Origin of the sequence: Salisediminibacterium halotolerans (assembly GCF_003814815.1) — a bacterium.
GTDB lineage: Bacteria > Bacillota > Bacilli > Bacillales > Salisediminibacteriaceae > Salisediminibacterium > Salisediminibacterium halotolerans.
This window is the reverse complement of sequence record NZ_RKQQ01000001.1, coordinates 626,279-648,175: the sequence shown is the minus strand read 5'-3', so window position 1 is coordinate 648,175 and position 21,897 is coordinate 626,279. Positions and strand designations below refer to the sequence as shown.

General features: G+C 45.8%; 19 protein-coding genes. 9 read left to right on the top strand and 10 right to left on the bottom strand.

The window, feature by feature from the left end; translation table 11 throughout:
- Window positions 1-270: 270 nt before the first annotated feature.
- The 8 genes from EDD67_RS02920 to dnaA form a co-directional block, all read right to left on the bottom strand.
- Entirely contained in the window at window positions 271-1,371 is a 1,101-nt protein-coding gene (locus tag EDD67_RS02920) for an HD-GYP domain-containing protein (RefSeq protein ID WP_121440487.1), read from the bottom strand.
- 157 nt (window positions 1,372-1,528) lie between these two features.
- Window positions 1,529-4,072, bottom strand: coding sequence for a DNA gyrase subunit A (gyrA, locus tag EDD67_RS02915; protein WP_121440486.1), 2,544 nt, complete (start codon window positions 4,070-4,072; stop codon window positions 1,529-1,531).
- Between the two features lie 150 nt (window positions 4,073-4,222).
- A complete protein-coding gene (gene gyrB, locus EDD67_RS02910; protein WP_121440485.1) occupies window positions 4,223-6,136 on the bottom strand; it encodes a DNA topoisomerase (ATP-hydrolyzing) subunit B in 1,914 nt (637 codons plus the stop codon).
- Window positions 6,137-6,186: 50 nt separating this feature from the next.
- Window positions 6,187-6,471 carry an extracellular matrix regulator RemB gene (gene remB / locus EDD67_RS02905; protein WP_093075065.1) on the bottom strand — a complete coding sequence of 95 codons (285 nt, stop codon included), beginning with the start codon at window positions 6,469-6,471 and terminating at the stop codon, window positions 6,187-6,189.
- Window positions 6,472-6,482: 11 nt separating this feature from the next.
- Window positions 6,483-7,604: a DNA replication/repair protein RecF gene (gene recF / locus EDD67_RS02900; RefSeq protein WP_121440484.1), complete on the bottom strand. Its 1,122-nt coding sequence runs from the start codon at window positions 7,602-7,604 to the stop codon at window positions 6,483-6,485.
- A 12-nt stretch (window positions 7,605-7,616) separates the two neighbouring features.
- Window positions 7,617-7,844: a S4 domain-containing protein YaaA gene (gene yaaA / locus EDD67_RS02895; protein WP_121440483.1), complete on the bottom strand. Its 228-nt coding sequence runs from the start codon at window positions 7,842-7,844 to the stop codon at window positions 7,617-7,619.
- A gap of 169 nt (window positions 7,845-8,013) precedes the next feature.
- Window positions 8,014-9,156, bottom strand: a complete 1,143-nt coding sequence (gene dnaN, locus EDD67_RS02890) for a DNA polymerase III subunit beta (protein ID WP_121440482.1) — start codon at window positions 9,154-9,156, stop codon at window positions 8,014-8,016.
- Between the two features lie 191 nt (window positions 9,157-9,347).
- Entirely contained in the window at window positions 9,348-10,709 is a 1,362-nt protein-coding gene (dnaA, locus tag EDD67_RS02885) for a chromosomal replication initiator protein DnaA (RefSeq protein WP_218140986.1), read from the bottom strand.
- Window positions 10,710-11,333: 624 nt separating this feature from the next.
- Between dnaA and rpmH the strand changes: the two genes are divergently transcribed.
- The 5 genes from rpmH to jag all read left to right on the top strand — a co-directional run bounded on the left by rpmH (window position 11,334) and on the right by jag (window position 13,881).
- The gene (rpmH, locus tag EDD67_RS02880; protein WP_093075051.1) at window positions 11,334-11,471 is read left to right on the top strand and encodes a 50S ribosomal protein L34; all 138 of its coding nucleotides are present in this window, start codon (window positions 11,334-11,336) and stop codon (window positions 11,469-11,471) included.
- A gap of 248 nt (window positions 11,472-11,719) precedes the next feature.
- Complete coding sequence (gene rnpA, locus EDD67_RS02875; RefSeq protein WP_121440481.1) at window positions 11,720-12,079, top strand: ribonuclease P protein component; 360 nt, start codon at window positions 11,720-11,722, stop codon at window positions 12,077-12,079.
- A gap of 16 nt (window positions 12,080-12,095) precedes the next feature.
- Window positions 12,096-12,335: a membrane protein insertion efficiency factor YidD gene (gene yidD / locus EDD67_RS02870; protein WP_093075045.1), complete on the top strand. Its 240-nt coding sequence runs from the start codon at window positions 12,096-12,098 to the stop codon at window positions 12,333-12,335.
- Between the two features lie 80 nt (window positions 12,336-12,415).
- On the top strand, window positions 12,416-13,267 hold the full coding sequence (spoIIIJ, locus tag EDD67_RS02865; protein ID WP_242006051.1) for a YidC family membrane integrase SpoIIIJ: 852 nt from the start codon (window positions 12,416-12,418) through the stop codon (window positions 13,265-13,267).
- Window positions 13,264-13,881, top strand: a complete 618-nt coding sequence (jag, locus tag EDD67_RS02860; protein ID WP_093075042.1) for an RNA-binding cell elongation regulator Jag/EloR — start codon at window positions 13,264-13,266, stop codon at window positions 13,879-13,881. The genes spoIIIJ and jag overlap by 4 nt, the downstream gene beginning before the upstream one ends.
- 108 nt (window positions 13,882-13,989) lie before the next feature.
- Here jag and EDD67_RS02855 read toward each other — a convergent pair whose 3' ends face one another.
- Both EDD67_RS02855 and cudC read right to left on the bottom strand, forming a co-directional pair.
- Window positions 13,990-14,916, bottom strand: a complete 927-nt coding sequence (locus EDD67_RS02855) for a glycine betaine ABC transporter substrate-binding protein (RefSeq protein ID WP_121440480.1) — start codon at window positions 14,914-14,916, stop codon at window positions 13,990-13,992.
- A 126-nt stretch (window positions 14,917-15,042) separates the two neighbouring features.
- Window positions 15,043-15,618 (bottom strand): choline uptake/conversion transcriptional regulator CudC, encoded by a 576-nt coding sequence (gene cudC, locus EDD67_RS02850; RefSeq protein WP_121440492.1) that lies wholly within the window; start codon window positions 15,616-15,618, stop codon window positions 15,043-15,045.
- A gap of 303 nt (window positions 15,619-15,921) precedes the next feature.
- Between cudC and betB the strand changes: the two genes are divergently transcribed.
- The 4 genes from betB to rsmG all read left to right on the top strand — a co-directional run bounded on the left by betB (window position 15,922) and on the right by rsmG (window position 21,658).
- Window positions 15,922-17,379: a betaine-aldehyde dehydrogenase gene (gene betB / locus EDD67_RS02845; RefSeq protein ID WP_121440491.1), complete on the top strand. Its 1,458-nt coding sequence runs from the start codon at window positions 15,922-15,924 to the stop codon at window positions 17,377-17,379.
- Window positions 17,380-17,594: 215 nt separating this feature from the next.
- The gene (gene mnmE / locus EDD67_RS02840) at window positions 17,595-18,971 is read left to right on the top strand and encodes a tRNA uridine-5-carboxymethylaminomethyl(34) synthesis GTPase MnmE (RefSeq protein ID WP_121440479.1); all 1,377 of its coding nucleotides are present in this window, start codon (window positions 17,595-17,597) and stop codon (window positions 18,969-18,971) included.
- Between the two features lie 41 nt (window positions 18,972-19,012).
- Window positions 19,013-20,926: a tRNA uridine-5-carboxymethylaminomethyl(34) synthesis enzyme MnmG gene (gene mnmG, locus EDD67_RS02835; protein ID WP_121440478.1), complete on the top strand. Its 1,914-nt coding sequence runs from the start codon at window positions 19,013-19,015 to the stop codon at window positions 20,924-20,926.
- A gap of 15 nt (window positions 20,927-20,941) precedes the next feature.
- The gene (gene rsmG, locus EDD67_RS02830) at window positions 20,942-21,658 is read left to right on the top strand and encodes a 16S rRNA (guanine(527)-N(7))-methyltransferase RsmG (protein WP_121440477.1); all 717 of its coding nucleotides are present in this window, start codon (window positions 20,942-20,944) and stop codon (window positions 21,656-21,658) included.
- Window positions 21,659-21,897 lie beyond the last annotated feature (239 nt).

Below are 21,897 nucleotides of genomic sequence, written 5' to 3'. Positions count from 1 at the left end.
GACTTGTCTTGCTAAATTGACGGGATATCTTCTTACTATATCCCACTTTACGCTTGGCTTTTGTTTAGTTTTCAAAGGGCAGCTGAATCGCTTTGCTAACTGCAAGGCGAGTTTTAAATATACCAAAAAAGGAAACGAAAGTCAATCATTTTTCGGTTAATAACTCTCTCTTAATTTTTTTGGTTTATGTCGCTTTCAAAGCAACGAATACAAATATAGCACAGGCCGAAAAATAAAAGCAACCCTTGGAAAAATTTCAGAATATTAGATTTAAAAATAACTCTCTACCGCTTCTTCTTCAATGAGCAAGTCTTGTTCCGCTGCTAAATCGATCCGTTTCGGTGAACCTTCGATTTGAACAACCGGACGAAAAGGATTTTCTTCATTTACCAGCACAATTTCCGCCATTTCACCGGTGTTTAATTTGATTTTTTGACCGTCGGTTAAGTCTGTGACTAAAGAGATAAAATGGTTGATCATCTGTTGATCCAGCTGGCCAAACTGTTCTTCTTTCATCGCTTCTAGAACTTCGTAAGGCAGCTTGGCTGAACGGTACATCCGCTCAGATGTCAGCGCATGAAACATATCGGCAACAGCAATCACACGTGCAAAGAAGTGCAACTTTGTTTCATTGACCTGCAAAGGATAACCGCTGCCGTCTTCCCGTTCATGATGCTGCAGTACGCCCATCATCGCGGCTTTAGAAAAACCAGGAACATTTTCAATCATCCGGTAACCATAGACCGGATGCTTACGTATTTCTGTAAACTCATCTGCTGTCAGCCCGCCTTCTTTTTTAAAAATATACTTAGGCAGCTTTGCCATGCCGCAATCACTTAATAATCCAGACAATCCGAGCTGAATAATTTCGCCGTTCGACAAGTTCATTCGTTTACCGAGCATTGCACTGTATATACTTACGGCAACCGGGTGATGATAAATGTATTCCGCTTTCGTTGAATACCGGGAAAGATTTTTTAATTCCTTTTTTGTCGGTTCAAGTTCATACAGAGGCAAAAAAAGACTCCTGACCGCGTAAGCATCGACTTTCAGACCGCCCTGCCAATTTTGAAACATTTTCTTATACTGTTTAACAGCACGCTCATATCTGTCTAAAAACGTGTCTACTTCGATTTCTGTCCCGGAGGAGCGTTCGTCTGTTTCGGTTTCGTTTCGGTGTTCCGGTAAAAATGTGTACCCGTCTGCGGTTTTGTTATACACAGAGACCCGATCGATGAAAAAAAGCTCTAAAATGTGTATGCGTTCTTCTGTTAATACAGTATTTTTACGCATAATCGGAGCATTTGTCTTTTTATAGACATCTTCTTGCAAAATAACTCCCGGTTTTAAATCAATCACTTGAACATCCATGTCCCTCGCCCCTCTGTATACAGGTCAAAATCATTAGTCTTATTGTACCAAAATTTGCATGATAATGAATGCTATAAAATTGTGTTTTCTGTCTTTTTTCCTTATACACAAAGAAAAACCGGACACAACAGCTGTTGTGTCCGGTTCGGATCAATTCTTAATCCTCGTCTTCATCATTGTCATCTGAGGCAATTTCTTCAGATCCTTCTGTTTCTTCGGCTGCCGGTTCGCCGGCTTCAGCAATTACAGCAGTTTCGTCTTCATCTTCATCTTCGTCTTCGGTAATGTTAACCCGCGCAACCGTTGAGACATACTCCTCGTCACCAAGCCGGATTAAACGCACACCCTGAGTGTTACGGCTTGTTTGGGAGATTTCATCCACATGCATACGGATCACCACACCGTTTGTCGTAATCACCATCAGATCATGCTCTTCTGAGACCACTTTTAACGCGACGAGTTCTCCGTTTTTCTCGGTCACATTACACGTCTTAATTCCTTTGCCTCCGCGTGTTTGCAAACGGTATTCATCTGCTTTTGTCCGCTTGCCAAAACCGTTTTCTGTAACAATCAAAATATCTTGATCCGGCTGGCAAATATCCATGCCGACAACTTCGTCATTTGCTTTTAAATTCAGACCTTTCACGCCGGTAGCTGTACGCCCCATCAGGCGGACGTCATTTTCATTGAAACGAATGGACAGGCCTTGTTTTGTGCCGATGACGAGTTCTTTCGTTCCATCCGTTAAACGGACCCCGTGCAATTCATCGCCTTCACGCAATTTAATCGCGAACAATCCGCCGCGGCGAATGTTTTTAAAGGCTGCTAAATCTGTCCGTTTCGACACGCCGTATTTCGTCATGAAAAAGAGCGATTGATCAGGATCAAAATCTGAGATCGGAATAACCGCAGAAATGTATTCATCTTGATCGATCTGCAGCAAATTAATAATCGGCGTGCCTTTTGATGTCCGCTTTTGTTCGGGCACTTCATAAGCTTTTATCCGGTATACTTTGCCTTTGTTCGTAAAGAAGAGCAAATGATTGTGCGAATTGGTGACAAACAAATGACGGACGAAATCATCATCATACGTCCCCATTCCTTGCACACCGCGGCCGCCGCGTTTTTGGCTGCGGTACGTTGATACCGGCAGGCGCTTAATGTAGCCCTGATGCGATACAGTAATGACGACATTTTGCCGCGGAATCAAATCTTCGTCTTCCATGCTGTCTTCACCGAACGTAATCGTCGTTCGCCGGTCATCGCCGTATTTATCTCTCAGTTCTGTGAGCTCATTGCGAATAATCTCAAGAATTCTTTCTTCATCAGCTAAGATCGCTTTTAATTCTCTGATTCGTTCAACAAGTTCACTGTATTCATTCTCAATTTTGTCGCGTTCTAAACCGGTCAGACGGTTTAAACGCATATCAAGAATCGCTTGCGCCTGATCGTGGGAAAGGTCGTAGTTCTCCATCAGACCTTGACGCGCAATATCCGACGTTTGCGAGCCTCTGATCAATTCAATAACTTGATCAAGGTAATCTAACGCCACACGCAAGCCTTCGAGAATATGCGCCCGCGCTTCGGCTTTTTTCAAATCAAACTCGGTGCGGCGGCGGATGACGACTTTTTGATGTTCAAGATAATGATACAGTGATTCCTTTAATGTGAGAACTTTCGGTCTGCCGTCGACAAGCGCCAGTGTGTTGATGCCGAAGCTAGTTTGCAGCGCTGTTTGTTTGAATAAGTTATTTAACAAGACGTTCGCGTTCACATCGCGGCGAAGTTCGATCACGATTCGCATTCCCGTGCGGTCCGACTCATCGCGAAGATCGGTAATTCCGTCGATTTTTTTGTCTCGGACGAGTTCGGCAATTTTTTCGATCAAACGGGCTTTATTGACTTGATAAGGAAGTTCATCAACAATAATCCGCGGTTTGCCGTTTACTTCTTCAATTTCCGCATTCGCCCGGACCATAATCGATCCTTTGCCGGTCTCATAGGCACGGCGGATGCCGGATATCCCGACGATTTCAGCCCCGGTCGGAAAATCCGGGCCGCTGATGTATTCCATCAGCTCCTCGACGGTAATTTCCGGGTTGCGGCTTAACGCTAAGACACCGGCGATAACTTCCGACAGGTTATGCGGCGGGATATTTGTAGCCATTCCGACAGCGATACCCGATGCACCGTTGATCAATAAGTTCGGAAAGCGGGCCGGCAAGACGACCGGCTCATTTTCTGCACCGTCATAGTTTTCTTGGTAGCTGATGGTATCTTTATTAATATCCCGAACCATTTCCATCGAAATTTTCGACATGCGGGCTTCTGTGTAACGCATTGCTGCAGCTGCATCACCATCGACAGAACCGAAATTGCCGTGGCCGTCGACAAGCATGTAACGGTAGCTGAAATCTTGCGCCATCCGCACCATCGCTTCATAAACAGCGCTGTCACCGTGCGGATGATACTTGCCGATCACTTCTCCGACAATACGGGCGGACTTTTTATACGATTTATCCGCTGTGATGCCGAGTTCATTCATCGCATACAAAATCCGGCGGTGAACCGGTTTGAGTCCGTCGCGAACATCCGGCAGAGCACGGCTGACAATAACGCTCATCGCATAGTCCATAAACGATGTCTTCATTTCCTGATTGATATTAATTTCTCTTACTCGTGACTGATCAGATTCAGACATTGACTGTACCTCCGTTTAGCAAATTCAATCCGCTTAGTATGTACATACTCATTTTGCGCGGCAGTGATTCGCCTGATTGCGATCTCGTCGATCGCTCTGTAAAAATAGGAGCACCATGCAGGGGACGCCTGCATGGAAACTGTAACCCTTTTAAATATCTAAATTTTTCACATATTTGGCGTTTTCTTGAATAAAGTCCCGGCGCGGTTCGACCCTGTCGCCCATAAGCGTTTCAAACACTTCATCGGCAAGCATCGCGTCCGGCAGGCCTACCTGCAAGACTGTACGCATGCTTGGATCCATCGTCGTTTCCCACAGCTGAGTCGGGTTCATTTCGCCTAAACCTTTGTAACGCTGCAGACCCGGTTTCGGGGTCGGGTTCATCCCGGCGACGATATCTTCCATTTCTTTTTCATTAAACGCATAGTGCACCGCTTTTCCTTGCGTCACTTTATACAACGGCGGCTGAGCAATGTAAATATAGCCTTCCTCAATCAGCGGCCGCATGTAGCGATAGAAAAATGTCAGCAGCAGTGTGCGGATGTGCGCGCCGTCGACATCGGCATCGGTCATAATAATAATCCGGTGATAGCGCGCTTTGGAAAGGTCGAATTCCTCGCCGATCCCTGTGCCGAGGGCGGTAATAATCGCACGGATTTCATTGTTCGACAAGATTTTATCGAGACGCGCTTTTTCGACGTTAATGATCTTACCGCGAAGCGGCAAAATCGCTTGAAAATGCCGGTCGCGTCCTTGTTTCGCCGATCCTCCGGCAGAGTCGCCCTCAACGATATACAGCTCACTGATCGAAGCGTCTTTCGAGGAACAATCAGCGAGTTTCCCCGGCAGCGAGCTGACTTCTAACGCTGACTTTCTGCGCGTGAGTTCGCGCGCTTTTTTCGCTGCTTCGCGTGCGCGAGAGGCCATCAGCCCTTTATCGACAATTTGCTTGGCGACGTCAGGATTTTCCGCCATAAATTTCGCGAGATGCTCGGAAAAGAGTGAATCCGTGATCGTACGCGCTTCGCTGTTGCCAAGTTTTGTTTTCGTTTGCCCTTCAAACTGCGGATCTTCAATTTTCACCGATACGATCGCCGTCAACCCTTCACGGACGTCATCACCGATTAAGTTCGGATCCGTTTCTTTGAATAAATTGTTTTTGCGGGCATAATCGTTAATCACACGGGTTAAACCGGTTTTGAACCCGGATTCGTGCGTTCCGCCTTCATGGGTGTTGATATTGTTGGCAAACGAGTAGAGATTGCTGGCAAAGCCGTCGTTGTATTGCATCGAAACCTCAACTTGAATGCCTTCTTTCTGACCTTCGATAAAAATCGGCGGATCATGCAGCGTGTTTTTTGTCCGATTCAAGTGTTCAACAAACGATTTAATGCCGCCTTCATAATAATATTGCGCGTTTTTATCTTCTTCGCGTTCATCTGTAATGCCGATTTTCAAACCGCGGTTTAAAAAAGCCAGTTCGCGCAGACGGTTTGCCAAGATATCAAAATCGTACTCTGTCGTTTCGGTAAAGATTTGTTCATCAGCTTTGTAGCGAATAATCGTCCCGGTTTTTTCCGTCGTGCCGATTTTTTTCAGCTCGGTGGTGATCTTTCCGCGCGAAAAAGAAATGTAGTGAATTTCTCCGTCTAAATGCACTTCGACTTCCAAATGACTGGAGAGCGCATTCACGACCGAAGCCCCGACACCGTGAAGTCCGCCGGACACTTTATAACCGCCGCCGCCGAATTTACCGCCGGCGTGAAGCACGGTCATAATCACTTCGACTGCGGGACGGCCCATTTTTTCATGAATGCCTACCGGAATACCCCGTCCATTATCTTCCACGACGATCGTATTGTCTTCTTTTATCGTGACATCAATCGTGTCGCAATGACCGGACATCGCTTCATCGATACTGTTGTCCACGATCTCCCAGACTAAATGGTGCAATCCTTTTTCATTCGTCGAACCAATGTACATGCCCGGACGTTTGCGCACAGCTTCAAGACCTTCTAAAACCTGAATTTGACTCTCATTATACGAATTTTCTTCTGTAGCCATGTTTATTCACCTGCACTTTTTTTAAACACCTTCGTGTTCTAATATGAAAATTAGTTAATTTCTTCATCCTCGCTGTCTTCCAGTTCAAATCCGCCGTTATTTGCCTCAGCCCGCCGTTTCAGCGTTTGCGAAGAGATCGGCGACATATAAATTTCATCTGCGGTTATGACCATCGACTTCGGCGGATCATCCGTAACATGAACAGTCCGCTTTTGCCCTTGATAGCCTTTCATGAAATCCTGATTTTCTTTCGACATCCCTTGGTTTTGATGATCCAGGATCGCAATTATCCGTTCGGTTTTCATGACCAAATCCCCGCCTAAATGAATAAACACCGGTCATCACCTCAATCCGTTTGATCAATCGAGCCGCCGGTCACATGAAACATCGTCGCCTTTTCCAGCATTTCATGGTGTATTCCGCCGACATTCGTTGTTGTGACAAATGTCTGTACTTTGCCTTGAATCGTATCGAGCAAATGCGTTTGCCGCGAATCATCGAGTTCAGAAAGCACATCATCCAATAATAAGATCGGGTATTCCCCCGTTTTTTCGTAAATTAATTCGATTTCGGCCAATTTGACAGAGAGTGCCGTCGTCCGCTGCTGCCCCTGTGAACCGTAAACTTGAATATCATGACCGTTGACAAGAAACTTGAGATCATCACGATGCGGTCCCAAGACGGTCGTTGCCCGGCGTATTTCCTGCTCAAACAGCCGGACGTATTCAGCTTTCAGGGCGGTTTTTATCTCATCAGTGCTCATCGAAGCATCGACCGGCGCGCTCGGAACATAATCAATCGCCAGTGTTTCTGTCCCTTGCGTAATATTTTCGTGAATCGGCTGCGCCCAATTTTCCAGCTTTTGCAAAAATGCGAAGCGTTTCTGAATGACTTCAGCTCCTGCTTCTACAAGCTGATCCGTCATGACTTCAAAAAACGCTTCGTTTTTCGCCGTTTTATTTTGCGCGACATCTTTTAACCACTGATTCCGCTGTTTGAGGATTTTGTGATATTGCGAAAGATAGTACAAGTAAACCGTGTATATCTGTCCCATCTCCATATCGAGAAAACGCCGGCGAATTTGCGGGCTGCCTTTAACGAGCGCGAGATCCTCAGGCGCAAACATAACGATCGTACAAGCGCCGATGTAATCAGTCAGACGCTTTTTTTCCAACCCGTTCAGCTTTACTTTTTTTCCTTGCTTGGAAAAGATCACTTCCATTTTGGCCGGTCCGTGCCGATTCGTTAACTGACCTTCAACCCTTGAAAAAGGCTGTTCCCAGCGAATGAGTTCCTTATCTCTCGGCGTACGGTGTGAACGGGCCATCCCTAATACGTAGATGGCTTCCATCATATTCGTTTTGCCTTGCGCGTTTTCGCCGATAATGACATTAATGCGGTTTTCAAAAAAAAGGTGGAGATCTTCGTAATTGCGGTAATCTTTTAGATGGAGTTCATTGATGTGCAATGTTTTGACCTCTTATTCTTCATCGGTAATCGAAAAAGCCGGTTCATCTTCGATATAAACCGTATCTCCGGGATAAAGTTTACGTCCTCTGCGGGATTCCGCTTCCTGTTCATCATTGATAAAAACAGGAATCTCAGCTAAAAACCATTTGGCCTGGCCGCCGGAATCGATGACCGCTGCTTCTTTTAACGCTTGTCCCAAAGTCATATATTGGGTTTGGATGACAATTTTTTCTTCCACCGCATTCACTCGCTTTCGTACTTTCTACAGCCTGTTTTTTATACGTGCACACAAACTCTCACTTTATATTGTACTAAAACTTATCCGCAAACGCCAACGACTTTTACTGGAGATTGTGAGGTGAAAAAAGATCCCCCGGGATAGCGGAGGATCGCTTGATTATAAGAGACTAGTATGTCCTTACCGGACTGAAAAGGTGGAGCATATGATCCATTTCCGCCGGTTTTAGCACGAACGGACTCATCGCCCCGGTGAAATCGACGGTAATCTCTGAGGATTCAACAATTTTGAGCGCATCAATCATATTTTTTCCGTTAAACGAAATCTGCAAGGCTTCGCCGTCGTACGAATTTGTCGCGACGTGCTCGGTGACTTTGCCGACTTCCGGAGTGACCGAGGTAATTTCAATTTTGCCATCTTCGAGGCTTTTCACATGGACAACATTGTTCTTCCCTTCCCGGGAAAGAAGCAGGGCCCGCTCAATCGCATCAAGCAGATGTTTCGTTTCGAGCGTAATATTCGTTTTCCCGGATGTCGGGATCATGTTGTCTGTTGCCGGATAGTTGCCGTCGAGAAGCCGCGAGAAAAACAACAGATTCGTCGCTTTAAACAAGATTTGATTTTCCGCGACGATGATGTCGATCAATTCATCTGAATCATCGATGATTTTACTCAGTTCGCTCAAGCTTTTGCCCGGTATGACAACATTTGAAAAGGACAGATCAGCATCATTGCTCTTAACTTCCGCATGGCGCATTGCTAACCGGTGGCTGTCTGTTGCTGTGCAAGTCAGCTTTTCCCCGCTAAGCGCCCAGTGAATACCGGTCAGAATCGGTCTCGTTTCGACTGTTGAAACGGCAAAAGCTGTTTGACGGATCATGCTCTTAAGTAAGTTTTTCGGCATTTTAAACACGCTGCTCTCATCAATCTCTGGCAGGCGCGGGTATTCGTCCGGGTCGAGTCCGTTAATGTTAAAGACGGACGAACCGGATTTTACTTGGGCTGTAAATTGATCGGTCACGGACAGCTCGAGCGTATTTTCCGGCAGTTTTTTAATAATGTCGGCAAAAAAACGGGCTTGTAAAACAATCGTTCCTTCCGTTTCGACAGTGACGATTTGTTCGCCGTTTTCTTCAACAGGGATAAACGATTCAATCGAAATATCAGAGTCGCTTCCGGTCAGTGTGACGCCGTCTTCTGCTGCGTCAATTTTTATCCCGGTTAAAATTGGGATTGTTGTCCGGGGGGAAATGGCTTTGGAAACATCTTGGACGCTTTGAACGAAACGTTCACGGTTAATTGTAAATTGCATTGCAGTCCCTCGCTTTCTTCGCGCTGTAGTTTTAATAAGCAGTATTTTAATTATATTTAATAATTAATAATTAGACCGTCATAGTAATAGGGCTTGTTAGTATGTGGATAACCCGCGATTAAGACTGTGTCTGTAAGTTATCCAGATGTGGATAAACTGTGCGCAACTGAGCGCTGGTTATTCACAGGCTGTTAAGATTTCAGCTGTTCTGTAATTTCTTGCATGTTTTTTTGCAATTCTTCATCGTCGGCGGCAAAAAGCTTGGATATTTTTTCGTGCGCATGAATGACGGTTGTATGATCGCGTCCGCCGAACTCATGGCCGATTTTCGGCAAGGAGCTGTCCGTCATCTCCCGGGCCAAATACATCGCAATCTGCCGCGGAAATGCAACCGTTTTGGTGCGTTTTTTTGCTTTTAAATCTTCGACCTTAATTTGAAATTGAGCAGCAACAGCGCTTTGGACATCTTGAATCGTGACCTTTTTCGGCTTCGCATTCGGAACGATGTCTTTTAGTGCGACAGCTGCTAAATCGGCATTCATATCCTGGTTAATCAACGATGAATAGGCGACCACTCTGATCAGGGCGCCTTCAAGCTCGCGGATGTTTGTATCAATTTGATTAGCAATATAAAGCATCACTTCATTAGGAATATCCAAGTTTTCTGCTTTCGCTTTTTTCCGTAAAATCGCAATGCGCGTTTCTAAATCCGGCGGAGTTATATCCGTGATCAGTCCCCACTCAAAGCGGGAACGAAGTCTGTCCTCGAGCGTCGGAATTTCTTTTGGCGGACGGTCGCTTGAAATAACAATCTGTTTACTGTCTTCGTGAAGGGAATTAAACGTATGGAAAAATTCTTCTTGCGTTTGTTCCTTGCCAGCTAAAAACTGGATATCATCGATTAACAGCACATCGACGTTGCGGTATTTATTGCGGAAATCCACCGCTTTGTTATCACGGATCGAGTTGATAAATTCGTTCGTAAATTTTTCTGAAGATAAATAGACCACTTTAGCATCAGGGTTATGATCGACGACGTAGTGGCCGATCGCATGCATTAAGTGCGTTTTGCCCAATCCGACACCGCCGTAAATAAACAGCGGATTATACGCTTTTGCCGGGGCTTCTGCAACAGCGAGCGAGGCTGCATGGGCAAAGCGGTTTCCGCTGCCGATAACAAATGTATCGAACGTATATTTTGTATTCAGCATATGCTTTGTCGTATCCCCTTCGCCGTCCATATCGGGCGGATTCGGCTGGGGAGGATTGTTTGAGAGCATTTCCAAATCATCGTTTTCATCTTTCGGTAAAATGAATTTCGCATGCAGCTCAGCACCGGTTAATTCGTGAAGTGTTTCGGTAATGATGCCGAAATAACGGTTTTCCAGCCAGTCGCGCGCAAACTCATTTGGAGCGACGACGGTGATTGTATTCGTGCTTTGATCGAGTGTGTCCGCTTTTGTGAATTTAAACCATGTATCAAAACTAGGTTTGCTGACTTTGTCTTCGATCTTTGTCAGCGCTTGTTCCCATAAATCATTCAAATTTTCCAATTGTTTACCCTCCTTTTTGGCCAATGACATCTGATTGCCTGCAGATAGTTTGTCTGCAGGCAAGGTCGAACGGCGATGTATAACTTCTGTTCACCCTCGTTGAATAAAAACGTATAAAAATAATCCCCAAAAAAAGACGTATGTTATATTATATGAAAGGATTGAAATTGTGCACGTTATCCACAGCTATGTGGGTAAATCCATACAGAGGTGTGCAAAACATATCCACAACATTGTTCACAGCTGTGGATATGTTTATATTCTAGCATATGTTTTCCACCGGAAAAACAACAACATAATATCAAATATAAAAGGAAGAAGCAAAGGGTCTGTGAACTTATCCACAACATTCAACAGCTTGTGTTTAAATTTTATCCACAGCACTAGATCGTGTGCAAAACATGTGAATAACGATGTGCAGAGAGAAGAAAAAGGACGTGAATTTGTCCACAGGAAGAAAAGAAGCAACAATCAAAGAAAGATAACGACGTTCAGCGGTAAAAGAACCTTGACACATACGACAGAAGTTTTTATAATTTACAGGAATGTCTTATAACGTTCCTTTTTCTAAAAATGGAAAAGGTATTCGATGTAAATGAACTATACTCCAGGAGGTGTCATAAAATGAGTAAAGCAACTTTCCAGCCGAACAACCGTAAACGTAAAAAAGTCCACGGTTTCCGTGCGCGAATGGCAACTAAAAACGGACGTCAGGTGCTTCAGCGCCGCCGCCGTAAAGGAAGAAAAGTATTATCAGCGTAAACGGGATCACTGTTTGCTCAGTGATCCTCTTTACTTTGTAACGAAGCGTGATGGATGAACCAGGTCAATGCGGCAGTCACTGTGACAGCAGATCTGGTTTTCTTTGTGTTACGAGGAGAAATTTCTCAATTTCGTGACAACAATCGAAAATCGTGGTTCAAATCAAGAGAAATGATAGCGTGAAAATGAATTTTTCTTTATAATGTAGAATGGACTGACCGTTATATGGTCGGAGTGAGGTGCCGGTCATGAATAAATCGTACCGTTTAAAAAAAAATCAAGAATTTCAGCGCGTTTTTAAGCACGGCAAATCAGTTGCGAACCGGCAATTTGTTGTTTATTTTTTGGAAAAGCCCGAACAGCCGCATCCTCGCTTCGGATTATCCGTCAGCAAGAAAATGGGGCATGCTGTGACCCGCAATCTGATTAAACGGCGCATGAAAGAAGCGCTTTCGCAATTAGCTCCAAACATCAAGAAAGAGACGGATGTTGTCATTATTGCCCGTAAACCGGTCAGTACGATGGACTTTCATGAAATCAAAAAGTCATTGACGCACGTGTTAAACGTAGCGAGACTGTTCAATAAAAGGCCGCCGAAAAGAAAATGATTGAAAGAGGTTTATAATGAAACGTTTGTTTATCGGAGCAATCCGGTTTTATCAGCGTTATATTTCGCGTTTCACTCCGCCGCGATGCCGATTTTATCCGACGTGCAGCCAATACAGCATCGAAGTGTATGAACGGTTTGGCGCTTTAAAAGGCAGCTGGCTGACGGTAAAACGGATCGTCAAATGTCATCCGTTTCATCCAGGCGGTTTCGATCCGGTTCCGGAAAAGAAGGAGCGCGGAAAAGAGAACGGATAAGTGCAGATTCGGTTACTCCCATAATATTAAGGGCGTAAGTTGATGATAATTTTGTTAAAGAAAGATAGGGGGAACTGCAAGTGGTTAAACGAATGTTATTGTTCTCCTCCATGATCGGAATGGTCTTATTGATGACCGGGTGTTTTAATATTGACCAGCCGATTACGGAAGGGACCGATGGAATATGGGATCCGTTTTTTGTCTATCCGCTGTCATGGCTTTTGACTAATATTGCGGAAATTGCGAACGGAAGTTACGGGGTAGCGATTATCTTTGTGACGATTTTACTTCGTATTTTGATTTTACCGCTGATGATTAAGCAGACGAAGAGTACGAAAGCAATGCAGGCTTTGCAGCCGCAAATGACGGAACTGCGTGAAAAATACAGCGCGAAAGATCAGCAGACACAGCAAAAATTGCAGCAGGAAATGATGGCGTTGTTCCAAGAACACAAAGTCAATCCGCTCGCCGGGTGTTTCCCGATTTTAATCCAAATGCCGATTTTGATCGCTTTATATCACGCGATTATCCGCACACCGCAAATAAATCCTGAGATTGTCGGCGATGCTGCAGCGACCGGTCAAACCTTTTTGTGGTTTGAACTCGGCAGCAGCGACCCTTACTTTATTTTGCCGTTGATTGCCGGTGCAACAACATTTTTACAGCAGCGGATGATGATGGTGCAAGACAATCCGCAGATGCGCATGCTTCTGTATATTATGCCGGTAATGATTATGGTGTTTGCTTCGATTTTCCCTGCTGCACTCGCTCTTTACTGGGTGATCGGTAACCTCTTTATGATTGTGCAGACACAATTTATTACCGGTCCGAATGTAGGCAAAACGAATGAGCAGAAAAAAAATGAAGCTAAAGAGAAAAAGGGGAAACAGTCTTCGAATCAGCTTAAAACGGGGGGAGCGAAGAACAAGTGAAAAAAGTAACCGTATCTGGTAAAACCGTAGATGAAGCGATTCAGTCAGGACTTGAAAAGCTTGAAGCCGAACAGGGAAATGTTGAATACGATGTACTGGAAGAACCGCAAAAGGCGATTTTCGGTCTTTTCGGCGGAAAATCTGCTCTTGTTGAAATGCGCTTGAAACCTGATCCGCAAAAAGAAGCGCTTTTGTTTTTGCGCGATACAATCGATAAGATGGGGGTTCAAGCGAGTGTCGATCAAGAAGAGCGGGCAGACGGGACGTATTTTAATATTTCCGGTGCGGATATCGGTGTTTTAATCGGTAAACGGGGACAAACACTTGATTCATTGCAGTATTTAGTCAACTTGGTTGCCAACCGCTATGCAGATAATTATATTCGCATATATTTAGATGCAGAAGGTTACCGGGAACGCCGCAAGGAAGCGCTGGAAACGCTGGCGCGGCGTATCAGCGAGAAAGCGGTGCGGACGAAGCGGGAAGTGCGCTTAGAGCCGATGAGTTCGCATGAGCGCAAAGTCATTCATACCGTTTTGCAAAATATCGATGAGGTGTCCACGTATTCCGAAGGACAAGAACCTTATCGCCGTATCGTTGTCGTCCCGAAATAACCGGCTGGTTTGCATGCTGTAAACTGCAAACGAATAAAAAAGAAGCTGGGACAATCTGAAGCGGACCGTTCATTGTGAACGGTCCGCTTTGTTTAGGTCGGTGTTATTTTATTCTTCAACGTCCAGCCACTCGTCAACCATATCGCGGTTTTCTTCGATCCAGTCAGCGGCTGCATCTTCAATTTCTTCTTCATCTTCTGCAACTGCAAGCATAATTTCATTCATGTCTTCTTGATCCCAGTAGAAGTTATCAAGAATTTGATAAGCTACAGGGTGATCCTCTTCTAATCCCTCGCGTACAATCGTGCGAATTTCTTCCTCTGCGGCATACACTTCTTCCGGGTCTTCTAAAAAGCGGATGTCATACGCATTAAATTTCCAGTGCGGCTGCCAAGCCGTAACGACGACAGGTTCTTCACTGTTGATCGCAGAGTCAAGCGCAGCCGTCATCGCTGAATCTGAGCTTGGTGTGACATCGATATCGAGGTCGTAAACATCCACGACTTCTTCGGTTGACATCATAATGCCGGCACCGGCGTCGATGCCGATGATTTCATCGACAACATCGGAAGAGAGTTCATCAATGCTTTCGATGTCCATGTAATCCGGTACGGCAAGGCCGGTACGGTTCCCTTCAAGGTTCGGACCGAGATCGACAATGTCGTCGCCGTATTCATCGTACTCTGCTTGCATGTCAGAAGGAAGCCATCCGCCGACAAAGCCGTCAGCTTCCTGGTTGGCAACACTTGACCACATTGGCGATTGTTCAACGACGGTCAGTTCCACATCGTATCCTGCTTCTTCCAGCACTTGGCCGATTACATTTGTCGATGCCAGTTCAGATTCCCAAGCAACGTACGTTAACTCAATTTCTTCTCCGTCCGGATCGTATCCCGCAGTATCCTCGTTGTTGTTATTGTTGTTGTCGTTCAAGTTGTTATTGTTATCATTGCCGTTATTTTCTCCGTCTGCGTTTCCGCAGGCTGTCAGTACCAATGCACTGAGTGAAAGGGTGTAAAACAAAGTTTTCTTCATAACATAAGTCCTCCTGTATATAATGAGAGTTTCGCAATATTCCGAATTTTGAACTTGGTATACGCCCGTCGGATTGTGTATTCACAACCAGAAAGCGTATATAGCGCCGAAACAGTCAGCAGCTTTTCAGCGCTGTTCTCCTGTACCGTAGTCTTCTTCTTCATTCATAGGATAAAACGGGATAATATCGAAGATTTCACCGCTTTTTACCATTGCAGCCAACCGCTGCAGCCAGTAGTAATACGGTTTAGACTGTTCAAGAATATCGTATGTTTCCTGGGCTTCTTGAATAACTTCAGCGGAAAGGTTCTCCGAGGCGATAATATCAGCCAGCTGGTTTTGCGCAGTACGGATCGCTTCTAAATTCATATCGACTTCGCGTTCCCATTTATAGCTGAAAAAATTAGCAAAGAACCGGAAGAAATCCCGCTCGGCTACATACGTGTGTTTACGCTGCCCCTTGCGAAACGTTTTTTTAACGACATTAAAATCTTGAAGTTTTTTAACGCCTGTACTCATACTCGGCTTGCTCATGCCGAGCTGATCGCGCATTTCATCCAGTGTCATATCGCCTTCGAAATACATTGTTCCGTAAAGCGTTCCCGCACTGCGGGTTACCCCGTACAAATCCATTGTTTCGGCGAGAGAGTCCACGACAAGATCTTTTGCATTGTCGATCGACTGTTTGGCGTCTTCGTCCAGAAATTCGGCCACGCCTGCTACCTCCTTTCATTTATTCAAAGAGTTCATTGATTTGTTCACGTTACTTATATTACTAATAAATTTGAATTTGTAAACCCGAAAAAATTTTAAAAATCGTCACAAATGCTGTCGTATCAAGTTTGGAAAGTTTTTATAAAAAATTTTTAACAAAATTAATATTTACAAGTTTGTAAGGCGGTGATACATTAATAGTTGTTAAAATCGTAAAATATTTTCTTAACAAAACATTCAACAAATCGGTTATCGTGACGATAAAGGAGGAGTTCGGTGAAACAATTAAAGATGTACATCAACGGTCAATGGGTGGATGCCGGTACAAATGAAACCCGGGAAATTATCAATCCATATAATCAGGAAGTGATTGCGCAGGCTGCTGAAGGAAATGAGCAGGATGCCAAAAAAGCGATTCAAGCTGCAAGGGAAACATTTGATGAAGGATCTTGGGCAGCAACGCCAGCGAATGAGCGCGGAGAAATCGTTTATGAAATCGGGCGGTTAATTCGCCGCGACAAAGCTGAACTGGCTGAACTTGAGACACTGGATACCGGCAAAACGTTGACAGAAAGCGAAGCAGATATGGACGATATCGCAAATGTTTTCTTATACTTTGCCGGCCTTGCCGATAAAGAAGAAGGTGAGATCATCGCATCGCCGATTCCGGATTCACAAAGCAAAGTTGTCCGTGAACCGGTCGGTGTCTGCGGCCAAATTACGCCGTGGAATTATCCGCTTTTGCAAGCTGCCTGGAAACTTGCTCCGGCATTAGCGGCGGGAAACACGCTGATTTTGAAGCCGAGCGAGATTACACCGCTTACTTCGGTGAAAGTTTTCGAATTAATGGAAGAAGCTGGTGTCCCTAAAGGCGTCGCCAACTTGGTGCTCGGTCCCGGCCATAATGTCGGCGCAGAGCTGTCTGAAAGTCATCAAGTCGATTTAATTTCCTTTACAGGCGGGATCGAAACCGGCAGACGAGTGATGCACGGTGCGAGCTTAAATATTAAGAAATTGGCGCTCGAACTTGGCGGGAAAAATCCGAACATCGTATTTGCCGATGCCGATTTTGAAACGGCAGTCGATCAAGCGATGAATGCTGTCTTTTTCCACGGCGGTCAGATTTGCTCGGCGGGAGCCCGGCTTATTGTTGAAGAAAGCATTCATGATGAGTTTGTCGCGGAGCTTGTCAAACGCGCAGAAAGAATGAAGTTGGGCAGCGGTTTTGCTGAAGAGACGATGTGCGGTCCGCTGATTTCGAAAGATCACCGGGAAAAAGTCGAAGGTTACGTCGAAATCGGCAAACAAGAAGGCGCCAAATTGGTAACCGGCGGCGAACGGCCGGCAAACCCTGAACTTCAAGACGGCTTTTTCTATCTTCCGACAATCTTTACCGAGTGCCGCTCGGAGATGAGAATTGTTCAAGAAGAAGTATTCGGCCCGGTATTAACAGTAGAAACGTTCAAGACGGCCGATGAAGCCGCAGCGATTGCGAATGATTCCGTTTATGGATTATCCGGCGGTGTATTTACAACGGACATCGCGAAAGCGGAATACGTGTCGGCGAAACTGCGCATGGGCACGGTGTGGATCAATGATTTCCATCCTTATTTTGCTCAGGCGCCGTGGGGCGGTTATAAGCAATCCGGCATCGGGCGCGAGCTTGGACGGCAAGGATTGGAAGAATACACGGAAACAAAGCATATTTACCGCAACACGAATCCTGAACCGATCGGCTGGTTCAAATAGTTCTGATCTGCTGCATCCGGAAAAAACCGGATGCAGTTTTTTTGTGGATTATTCAGGAGTATTTTGACGTTATCCACATGTGCATAAGTAATTCGTGCAATTTATCCGGCTATACTTTATAATCACTCATGAATATGATATTCTCTCGAGTTGGAGTCACAGAACATGGTTTGTGGATAAATCAGATTTCTATAAAATAACGAGGTGAGGCTGACGTGGATTTTGATACGATTGCAGCAATCTCAACACCGATGGGAGAAGGGGCGATCGGAATTGTCCGTCTCTCAGGAGGAGATTCGCTGCCGATTGCGGATAAACTGTATAAAGGAAAGCATCCATTGGCACAGGCCTCAACCCATACGATTAATTACGGTCATTTGATTGATCCGGATGTTAATGAAACGGTTGAAGAAGTGATGGTTTCGGTATTGCGCGGACCAAAAACATATACGAAGGAAGACATGGTTGAAATTAATTGTCACGGCGGGATTACCTCCGTGAACCGGGTGCTTCAGCTCGTGTTAAATAATGGCGCGAGATTGGCTGAACCGGGCGAATTCACGAAGCGCGCGTTTTTAAACGGCCGGATTGATTTGTCTCAGGCGGAAGGCGTGATGGATTTAATCCAGGCGAAAACAGAACGGGCGATGAATGTCGCGATGAATCAAGTGGAAGGCAAGCTGGCTGAGCGTATTCAGCGGCTTCGTCAAGAACTGTTGGAAACGGTCGCGCATGTTGAAGTGAATATCGATTACCCGGAATTTGACGCGGAAGAGATGACACTGGAAGTGCTGAGAACAAAAGGGGGAGCGGTTCGGGAAGATATTGACCGACTCCTCAGAACAGCGCATCAGGGCAAAATTTTACGCGAAGGTCTGTCAACGGTAATTATCGGGCGTCCGAACGTCGGAAAATCGTCATTGTTAAACAGTCTCGTTCATGAAAATAAAGCAATTGTGACAGATATTCCGGGGACAACCCGAGATGTCGTTGAAGAATACGTCAACGTTCGCGGCGTGCCGCTGCGTCTTTTAGATACGGCGGGTATTCGCGAAACCGAAGACAAGGTTGAACGGATCGGCGTTGAACGATCGCGTAAACTCGTCGGCGAAGGCGAGCTTGTGCTGGTAGTCGTCAATCAAAATGAGCCGCTCACAGAAGAAGATCAAGAACTGTTCCGTTTGACAGAAGGACACGATGCGATCATCATCGTGAACAAGAATGATTTAGAAGACCGGATTGATCTCGCACGTGTGAAAGAAATTGCCGGCGATCGTCCGGTTGTGACAACATCGCTTTTGGAAGACCGCGGTGTCGATGAACTGGAAGAAGCGATCCGGGGACTTTTTTTTGAAGGTGATTTAGAGACAGGCGATATGTCGTATGTATCGAATTCCCGGCATATCGCGCTGTTAACCGATGCGAAAAAAGCTGTCGATGAAGCGATGACAGCTGCCGAAGAGGGTATGCCTGTTGATATGGTGCAAATTGATATTACGAAAGCTTGGGAGCTTCTCGGCGAAGTGATTGGCGACCAAGTGAATGAAAGTTTAATTGATCAATTGTTTGCACAGTTTTGTTTAGGTAAATAGAAAACGGACATGTTGCTGTATAATATAAAGGAGGAAATACTGTGAGTTATCACGGAGGAGAATTTGATGTCATCGTCGTCGGAGCGGGGCACGCTGGTGTAGAAGCGGGACTCGCTTCAGCGCGGATGGGTGCGGATACACTGATGCTGACTTTGAACTTGGACGCGGTTGCTTTTATGCCGTGCAACCCTTCAGTCGGCGGACCGGCTAAAGGCATTGTTGTACGGGAAATCGATGCGCTCGGCGGAGAAATGGCTCGCAATATTGATAAGACGCACATCCAAATGCGGATGCTCAATACCGGCAAAGGTCCTGCAGTCCGGGCGTTGCGGGCACAAGCTGATAAATTTACGTACCAGCAGGAAATGAAAGAAACGATTGAAGATACCGAAAACCTGATCTTACGCCAAGGGATGGTTGAAGATTTAATTGTTGAAAACGGTGCAGTCCGGGGGGTAATCACGCAAACCGGTGCCAAGTATTACGCTGAAACAGTCGTCATTACGACCGGAACGTATTTGCGCGGCAAAGTTATTCTCGGCGAACTGTCTTATGAGAGCGGTCCGAATAATATGCAGCCGTCGGTCAATTTGTCTTACCGGCTGCAGGAGATGGGCTTTGAAATGGAACGCTTCAAAACCGGGACACCTCCGCGCGTAAACGGAAATTCAATCGATTACTCAAAAACGGAAAAACAGCCCGGCGATGATGTTGCGCGCGCTTTTTCCTTTGAAACAACGGAGTATATTACCGATCAGCTGCCGTGCTGGCTGACGTATACAAACGAAGAAACGCACAGTCTCATTAACGATAATTTACAGCGTTCGCCGATGTATTCCGGGATGGTTGAAGGTACCGGCCCGCGTTATTGTCCGTCGATCGAGGATAAAATTGTCCGTTTTCACGACAAACCGCGCCATCAAATCTTTCTTGAACCGGAAGGCAGAAGCACGAAGGAAGTTTATGTGCAGGGGCTGTCCACGAGCCTTCCGGAAGATGTCCAGCACCGGATCTTAAAAAGTGTTCCCGGCCTGGAGAATGTGCGGATGATGCGTCCGGGCTATGCGATTGAATACGACGCGATCGTGCCGACACAGCTGTGGCCGTCACTAGAAACAAAGAAAATATCAGGGCTGTTTACAGCCGGACAAATTAACGGTACAAGCGGTTATGAAGAGGCGGCCGGCCAAGGGATCATGGCCGGAATCAATGCGGCGCTTGCGGCGCAAAACCGCGATCCGCTTATTCTTGACCGCTCGGAAGCTTATATCGGTGTGCTGATTGACGACCTTGTAACAAAAGGCACGAATGAGCCTTACCGGCTGTTGACATCAAGAGCCGAATACCGGCTGCTTCTCCGTCATGACAACGCTGATTTCCGCTTACTGGAAAAGGGCTATCAGGCCGGCTTAATTTCAAACGATCGTTACGAACGGTTTAAGAACAAAGAAAAAGAAATTGATGCTGAAGTGCAACGGCTGCGAAAAGCGGTGATAAAACCGGACGAAACAGTAAATCAAGTGATGGCCGATGCGGGTACCGCACAAATGAAAGAAGCGCTTGCGGCTGATGTGATACTCAAACGCCCGGAAATCAGTTATGAGCATATTGCGCAGCTGACGCCGCCGCCAAAAACTCTTGCTCCTGAAGTTGCCGAGCAAGTTGAAATTACAGTAAAATACGAAGGTTATATCGCCAAACAGATGGAACAAGTTGATAAGCTTAAAAATATGGAAAACAAAAAAATCCCCGAGAATTTAGATTATATGCAAATCAACGGTATCGCTTATGAAGCGCGGCAAAAACTGTCGGAAGTACGGCCGTTGTCGGTGGCACAGGCATCGCGTGTTTCCGGTGTGAACCCGTCGGATATCTCTGTTCTGCTTGTCTATTTAGAGCAGGGAAATTTACAGCGGACTTCCGAGCCGGAAACCGAAACACCGGCATCAAATTAAATGAGGTGACCAGACATGGACGAAGAAACATTTCGCCGCTCACTGTTAGAAAAGGGCATTGAGCTCAATGATCGGCAAATGGCTCAATTCCGCCGTTACTATGAACTTTTGGCGGACTGGAATGAGCGGATGAATTTAACCGCGATCACAGATGCAGAAGGGGTTTATTTAAAACACTTCTATGATTCTGTCACGGCGGCTTTCTTTCTCGATTTTTCCAAGCCGGTTCGCGTGTTGGATGTGGGGGCCGGCGCAGGTTTCCCATCCGTTCCGCTGAAGATATGTTTTCCGGATATTCACGTGTCGATTGTCGATTCCTTGAACAAACGGATCACATTTTTAAATACATTGGCTGAAGAATTGGAACTGACAGGCATTTCTTTTTACCACGACCGGGCTGAAACGTTTGCACAAAAGAAAGAACAGCGCGAGCAGTATGATCTTGTTCTGTCCCGGGCTGTCGCGCGCATGAGTGTGTTGACCGAGCTGTGCTTGCCTTTTGCCGTACCGGGAGGGCGGTTCGCTGCACTTAAAGGAGCCGGCGCCGCTGCTGAAAAAGAAGCAGCATCTAAAGCGATTGCTGCTCTCGGCGGCGAGGTTTCGCTTTTTGAGCAGTTTCATTTACCGGAAAACGGCGGTGAACGGGCCGTCATTGTCGTTGACAAGAAGAAAAAAACTCCGGAAAAATACCCGCGTAAAGCCGGTGTACCGAATAAACAGCCGATCGAATAGCTCTCAGCTGCCGAGCATCCGCCGAATTTCCGGTTCGGATGCTTTCTTTTTTTTGCCGGGATGCGATAGGATAGAGAAAAGATTGCTGATTTCTTCTAGATGAAATGAACATTCTCACGTATACTGGAAGATGTGTATGACGTATAAAATGTTTCACGTGAAACATACGAATAACCGGGCCGATAGTCTTGCGGTATAAGATTAGACGCTATGCTAAGCTGTTTTCTTTTTTCGTACAT

Excerpts from the sequence above, each read along its gene's own strand:
- EDD67_RS02920 (WP_121440487.1), bottom strand. The coding sequence starts at position 1,371 with ATGGATGTTCAAGTGATTGATTTAAAACCGGGAGTTATTTTGCAAGAA.
- gyrA (WP_121440486.1), bottom strand. The coding sequence starts at position 4,072 with ATGTCTGAATCTGATCAGTCACGAGTAAGAGAAATTAATATCAATCAG.
- gyrB (WP_121440485.1), bottom strand. The coding sequence starts at position 6,136 with ATGGCTACAGAAGAAAATTCGTATAATGAGAGTCAAATTCAGGTTTTA.
- dnaN (WP_121440482.1), bottom strand. The coding sequence starts at position 9,156 with ATGCAATTTACAATTAACCGTGAACGTTTCGTTCAAAGCGTCCAAGAT.
- rpmH (WP_093075051.1), top strand. The coding sequence starts at position 11,334 with ATGAGTAAAGCAACTTTCCAGCCGAACAACCGTAAACGTAAAAAAGTC.
- rnpA (WP_121440481.1), top strand. The coding sequence starts at position 11,720 with ATGAATAAATCGTACCGTTTAAAAAAAAATCAAGAATTTCAGCGCGTT.
- yidD (WP_093075045.1), top strand. The coding sequence starts at position 12,096 with ATGAAACGTTTGTTTATCGGAGCAATCCGGTTTTATCAGCGTTATATT.
- EDD67_RS02855 (WP_121440480.1), bottom strand. The coding sequence starts at position 14,916 with ATGAAGAAAACTTTGTTTTACACCCTTTCACTCAGTGCATTGGTACTG.
- betB (WP_121440491.1), top strand. The coding sequence starts at position 15,922 with ATGTACATCAACGGTCAATGGGTGGATGCCGGTACAAATGAAACCCGG.
- rsmG (WP_121440477.1), top strand. The coding sequence starts at position 20,942 with ATGGACGAAGAAACATTTCGCCGCTCACTGTTAGAAAAGGGCATTGAG.